The organism is Levilactobacillus zymae DSM 19395 (assembly GCF_001434115.1).
GTDB classification, from domain to species: Bacteria; Bacillota; Bacilli; order Lactobacillales; family Lactobacillaceae; genus Levilactobacillus; species Levilactobacillus zymae.
In genome coordinates this window covers 106,921-112,972 of sequence record NZ_AZDW01000037.1, presented here as the reverse complement: position 1 = coordinate 112,972, position 6,052 = coordinate 106,921, and the positions used below count along the sequence as shown (strand labels likewise).

The following is a 6,052-nucleotide window of genomic DNA, read 5'->3' as shown; positions in this document are numbered from 1 at the left end:
TTTCTTATCATGAATCGTTGATTTAACAACATTTCCATTGACAAGACGTAGAAAAAAGCGCTCTGAATGACTGATTAACGTCATCCAGAGCGCTTATTTTAACTAAGGTTCGTCTTAAAACTCAATTACCAATTTAAAAATAGCCATCCATTACCTTTGCTGAAAAGAACCCAGTCTAATTACTGTTATAGCCCGTGTAAGCTGGAAGGCCAGTCAGCAATGGGCTCAGGAGTGAAATTTGTGTTGGCCGGCGTTCTTTACCGGCCTAGACAAAGGTCGGTCTTCAAGACCTGGTCTAGGGGCTTGAAGCCGTGCCCACTCCGTTCCAGCCCGTTGCTGACTGGCCTGGAAGCGTTGAACACTTCAAATTAGTCTTTTAAGAAAATAAGTTCTCATTAAATCACATCCGGGTCGTGCGTATCCCGGTACTTGCGTTTCAAATAATAATAGAGTGGCATCCCCAGTGCGATCACGACCATCGAAGCCGCGGCCCCGGTGAAATCGGAGAACAATTCGCTGATGACCACGAAGCCGGTCCCCAGAATGGCGAAGATGGGCACGATTGGATACCCCGGCGTCCGGAACCCGGTCGGCCGACCGCCGTGGCGGCGCCGGAGAATGAAGACCCCGACGAACGCGGCAATGTAAAAGCTATACATCACGAAGATACACAGCTCCGATAACCGGTCCGTGTCGATGGTCAGGATCATTGCCGCCGTTAAGACCAGCAGTGTCAACGTGGCCACCACCGGCGTGTGGGTCTTGGGATTCAAGCGCCCCAGGTATTTCGCAAACGGCAATTGATGCTTGGCAGCCATGGCGTAGTAGATTCGCGGAAAGCTCATGACCTTACCGTTGAGCGCACCGATGATTGAAATCATGATACCGATATTGATCAGTCGCCCGCCCCAGGTGCCAAACGCACTGGTGGCGAAGTAGGCCGTGGCGTTTTCCCCCAACGCATCGATGCGTGCGGCGCTCATCGACCGGAAGATGCCGTAGGTCACGCCCAGGTACAGCACGATAATAATCGTAATTCCCAGGATAATGGCCAGCGGCAAGAGCTTTTCGGGGTGCTTGATCTCGCCCCCCAGGTTGGTAATCAGAATCCACCCGTCGTAGGCAAAGATGGTGCCCAACACGGCGACCCCGAAGTTGCCCATGCTCTGATGCACACTGGTGATGGTCTCCCCTAGCGCACTCTGGTTACCGAAAAACAGGCCGAACACGATGATCACCAGGATTGGCACCAGCTTACAGATGGTGGTCACGATGGCAAACGTCGCCCCGTACCGATTCTCTAACATGTTGAGGACCGCAACTAACACGATGGTGATAATCGCGATGGGGGCCTTCCAGAAGGAACTGATGCCAAAGAAGTTGACCATCAGTAAGCCCAGATACCCGGCAATCGAGCCCACGATTGAAGGCGCGTAGACGATCACCTGCATCCAACCGGACATGAAGCCCCAGAATTCCCCGTAGATGTGGGTCATGTACTGGTATAATCCCCCGGTGTGGGGAATTTGCGACCCGATTTCGGACAGCGTCAGACCATCCGCCAGGGTGATCACGCCCCCTAGTAGCCAGGCCAGTAACGCTAAGTTGGTCGACCCCGTCATTTGTAAAACGGAGGCCTGTTTAAAGAAGATTCCGGACCCAATCACGGTCCCAATGACTAGCGAGAGTGCCGACCACAACCCCAGTGACCGGTTCAGCCCCACCGTTGACGTTTCTTTCACGATTTCCCCATCTCTTTCTCTCCAAGCTCCGCGCCGACTGCCACCAGCGCGGTGTTAGTTCATAGTATACTGGTCTGGTCCAGTCGGCGCAATCAGAACCGACCGGAAGGGGTATTTCGACGCAAAACCTGCGTGGACTTAAATCCGGCCCCCATGATTGGTAAAAAATCGCTATAATAGTAATTTGTAGTAACTTTTTTGCCAACTCAACTGAAAGGACAATTTCGATGACGAATAAACGGATTTCGCGTTCCTTAATCGTGATGGTCTTCGGGACCTTCTTCGGGATCCTGTGCTCCACTTTGATGAACGTGGGACTGCCCCAACTGATGAAGGCCTTCCAGATCAGCGAAGCTCAGGTGCAATGGGTCACCAACGGCTACATGCTGGTCAACGCGCTGATGATTCCCGTGAGCGCGTACCTGATCAAACGCTTCTTATTTCGCTACCTTTACATAACGGCCACCGTGATTTTCCTGCTGGGAACTTTACTGGGAGCGGTCTGTGACCAATTTATCCTGGTCATCGTCGCCCGGATGATTCAAGCGGTCGGCGCCGGCATGATGATGCCGCTGGTCAACGTCTTGGCCATTCGCTACGCCAAGCCCGAAAAGAAGGGTTCCATCATGGGTATCATTGGCTTAGCCTTCAATTTCTCGCCCATCATCGGGCCGACCGTGTCCGGAATCATCCTGGACTACCTCTCCTGGCGCTGGCTCTTCATCGTGATTCTGCCCTTCATCGTGATCACGTTGATTGCCTCGCTCATCATCCTGCCCAAGATTCCCCACAACGAAGCGCCCCACTTTGACTTGCGGGGGCTAATCATCATCAGTATCGGCCTCTGGGCGGTCCTGATGGGGCTATCCAACATCTCAACGGCCAGCTTCCTGTCCTGGCAGGTCGGTGGGCTGGTCTTGATTGGTCTGGTCTTCATGGCCGGCTTCTACCGCTCACAATTGCACCGGCAGGACCCTTTGATCAACCTACACGTCTTTAACCACCAGCAGTTTGTGGTCGCCACCGTGATTAACATGCTGATCATCGCGACCATGTACGGCAACACAATTCTCTTGCCCCTGCTGGTCCAAACGATTCAACACCGCTCAGCACTGGTATCTGGGTTGGTCATTCTGCCCGGCGCCCTGCTGACCGGGACGCTCTCGCGCTTGAGTGGCCGCTTATACGACCGGATCTCGGTCAAAAAACTGGTCTTCGCCGGGTTGACCATCGACTGTGCCGGCACGTTGATGCAGGCGTTTGTCGGCACCGAGAGTTCGGCATGGGTCCTGGCGATTTTCCAGGCCGTCCGTCAACTCGGACTGGTCACCATGCTGATCCCGTTACAGACCCACGCGCTGGGATTATTACCCTACGACATGGTGCCGGACGGCGTGGCGACGTTCAACACGATTCGCCAGGTCGCGGCTTCCTTCGGGACGGCGATCATCATCGCCGTGGTGGCCGTGGTCAACAGCCGCGTGGCCGGCGACGGTCGCTACGGCATCGAGGCTGGCTTCTTGGTCTGCTTTATTTTACTGGTGGCCTCGCTGGTCGTAGCGCGACGCTTACACCGGCAGCCAGATTTGCTGAAACACGTGGGGTAACTAATACCGAACCATTTGCTCACCTTTCGGGGTGAGTTTTTTTGTGCTCAAAGGCGTCTAAGTTTTACCACTTTCCAAACCAACCCCCTCAATCCGCAAAAAAATACCCAATTAATTCCACCAAAATTTCTTGGAATTAATTGGGTATCTTATCAAACCGGGCGCTTAGTGCGTTGCCACGTAAGCGTCGAGTTCCTTTAAGTACAAGGCCTTTTGGGTAGCGCTGATCCACGACGTCTCAAACGAGTTACGGGCCAGTTGCACGACCTGCGCCTTCGTTAAGTTGAATTTATCGGCCAGCGCATAGTAGTTATCCCCGATATAGCCACCAAAGTAAGCCGGGTCGTCCGAATTGATGGAGACCTTGACGTGCTGTGCTAACAGGTCGAGGACTTCCTTACCCTTCATTTCCGGCGACACAAAGCTGTTAGACAACGGGCACGACGTCAGGCCGATTCCCTTGCGCGCCACCAACTGAACCAGGTCCGGGTCCTCCACGATGTTGGTCCCGTGGTCCAAGCGTTCCACGTCCAGCTGTTCCAACGCTTGGCGGATATGTTCAATGGAATCCTTCTGGTCGATGTCACAATGCGCGGTCAAATGTAATCCCGCCGCGGCCGCATCTTCGTACTGGCGGGCGAACTTCATCGGCGGATTGTTGTGTTCGTCGGAGTCCAGGCCGATTCCAATGAACTTATCCTTATAGGGTAAGGCCGCCGCCAAGGTCTGTCGGGCCGATTCCTTACTGAAGTCGCGGAGAAAACACAGGATCAATTGCGCGTCCACGTTGAGCGCCCGGGCATCGACCGTTGCGCGGTATAGCCCGTCGATCACGGTCTTAAACGGAATCCCCCGACTGGTATGGGCTTGCGGGTCAAAGAAAATCTCCACGTGCCGGACGTTGTTTGCCGCGGCGCGTTGTAAGTAGGCAAAGGCCAAGTCGTAGAAGTCCTGTTCGTGTTGTAACACGTTCATCGCGGGGTAATACACCGCTAAAAAGGACGCCAAATCATCGTATTGATAGGCTTTTTGGACCTCTTCGATGGTGTGCTGACCGATGTCCACGTGGTTGCGCTGTGCCAGCTTAAGCTTCAAATCGGGCTCTAGGGTCCCCTCGATGTGAAGATGCAATTCCGCTTTGGGCAACCCGTGAGTAAATGCCTGAGTTACTTCTGTAGACATATGTTAATACCCCCTACAAGTTTTATTATACGGTTTTTATGCCGTTTTCTCGAGTTTAACAGAGAGAATTAATTTGTCAAATGATTAAAAACGAACAATAGGGTTGCGTAGCTGTGAAATATATGCCAAAATGTGAAATACATTGAGAAAGAGAAAGGAGTTTCACATTGTGTTAAAAGCAAATCGTGCAACCGTTACTACCGGCTTTCTGGAACGGACCTTCCACTTGTCCGAACAGCACACCACGGTGCGCCAAGAACTACTGGCAGGTCTGACCGCGTTCGTATCGATGGCCTACATCCTCTTCGTTAACCCCAGCATCTTAGGGGCCGCGGGGATGGACAAGGGCGCCGTCTTCACGGTCACCGCCCTGTCGGCCATCCTGGGCTGTCTGTTAATGGCCTTTCTGGCGAACTATCCAATTGCCATCGCCCCCGGCTTAGGGGACAACGCCTTCTTTACATACTCCGTGGTCTTGGGCATGGGCATCCCTTGGGAAAAGGCCATGGCCGGCGTGTTCGTCGCCGCAATCCTCTTCACGCTCTTATCCTTCCTAAAGGTCCGCGAAGTCGTCATCGACGCTATCCCGAGTGACCTGAAACTCGCCATGGCGGCCGGCATCGGGATCTTCATCGCCTTCGTCGGCTTGCAAGGTGGTGGGTTGATCGTTGCCAGCAAGACCTCGCTGGTCGAAATCGGCTCCTTCACCGTGCCGACCACTTGGTTGACCATCTTCGGGATTTTTGTCATCGCCATCCTGATGGCCATGCGGGTTCCCGGGTCCATCTTCATCGGCCTGGTCGCTTCCACGATTTTAGGACTGGTCACCGGGCTGATCAAGGCGCCTAGCAGCTTGATTTCCATGGCGCCCAGCATGGGGCCGACCTTTGGTGTGAGTCTGAAAAACTTGCCGTCCGTCGCCGATCCACAGATGTGGGCGGTGGTCCTGATCTTCCTCTTAGTCGCCTTCTTCGACACCGCCGGGACCCTGATTGGGTTGGCCCAACAGGCCGGCATCATGAAGGATAACAAGATGCCACGGATTGGGCGGGCCTTGATGTCCGATTCGTTGTCCATGTTGGCCGGGTCCGTGATGGGCACCACGCCAACCGCCGCTTACGTGGAATCCTCCGCCGGGATCGCCGTCGGGGGCCGCACGGGGTTGACCGCGCTGACCACCGGGATTCTCTTCGTCTTTAGCCTGATGTTCTCGCCCCTACTCACGGTGGTGACCTCGCAAGTCACGGCGCCCGCGTTGATCATCGTCGGGGTCTTGATGGCCTCAGCGCTGAAAAACATCCACTGGGACCAATTCGAAGTCGCCGTGCCCGCCTTTCTGACGATCGTTGGCATGCCGCTAACCTACAATATTTCCTACGGGATTGCCTTCGGGTTTCTGACCTACCCAATCCTGATGACGGCGGCCGGTCGGCGCAAGGAAGTCAACGCCGTGATGTGGAGCCTGCTAGTGGTCTTCATCGTGCTGTTGTACATTTTGAACATTTTGCCGAAATCTTAGGA

The 6,052-nt window shown here is 54.3% G+C and carries 4 protein-coding genes; 2 read left to right on the top strand and 2 right to left on the bottom strand.

Features of this window, described 5'->3' with window-relative positions:
* Positions 1–395 precede the first annotated feature (395 nt).
* Positions 396–1,742 carry an APC family permease gene (locus FD38_RS09435; protein ID WP_057733595.1) on the bottom strand — a complete coding sequence of 449 codons (1,347 nt, stop codon included), beginning with the start codon at positions 1,740–1,742 and terminating at the stop codon, positions 396–398.
* 227 nt (positions 1,743–1,969) lie between these two features.
* On the opposite strand from FD38_RS09435, the gene FD38_RS09430 reads away from it, so the two are divergent.
* Positions 1,970–3,349 (top strand): DHA2 family efflux MFS transporter permease subunit, encoded by a 1,380-nt coding sequence (locus FD38_RS09430; RefSeq protein WP_057733593.1) that lies wholly within the window; start codon positions 1,970–1,972, stop codon positions 3,347–3,349.
* Positions 3,350–3,514: 165 nt separating this feature from the next.
* Here FD38_RS09430 and add read toward each other — a convergent pair whose 3' ends face one another.
* Positions 3,515–4,531, bottom strand: coding sequence for an adenosine deaminase (add, locus tag FD38_RS09425; protein WP_057733592.1), 1,017 nt, complete (start codon positions 4,529–4,531; stop codon positions 3,515–3,517).
* Positions 4,532–4,700: 169 nt separating this feature from the next.
* On the opposite strand from add, the gene FD38_RS09420 reads away from it, so the two are divergent.
* Positions 4,701–6,050, top strand: a complete 1,350-nt coding sequence (locus FD38_RS09420; protein ID WP_057733590.1) for an NCS2 family permease — start codon at positions 4,701–4,703, stop codon at positions 6,048–6,050.
* Positions 6,051–6,052 lie beyond the last annotated feature (2 nt).

Bases quoted from the DNA above. Each gene is read 5' to 3' on its own strand.
- FD38_RS09430 (WP_057733593.1), top strand. From the start codon at position 1,970: ATGACGAATAAACGGATTTCGCGTTCCTTAATCGTGATGGTCTTCGGG.
- add (WP_057733592.1), bottom strand. From the start codon at position 4,531: ATGTCTACAGAAGTAACTCAGGCATTTACTCACGGGTTGCCCAAAGCG.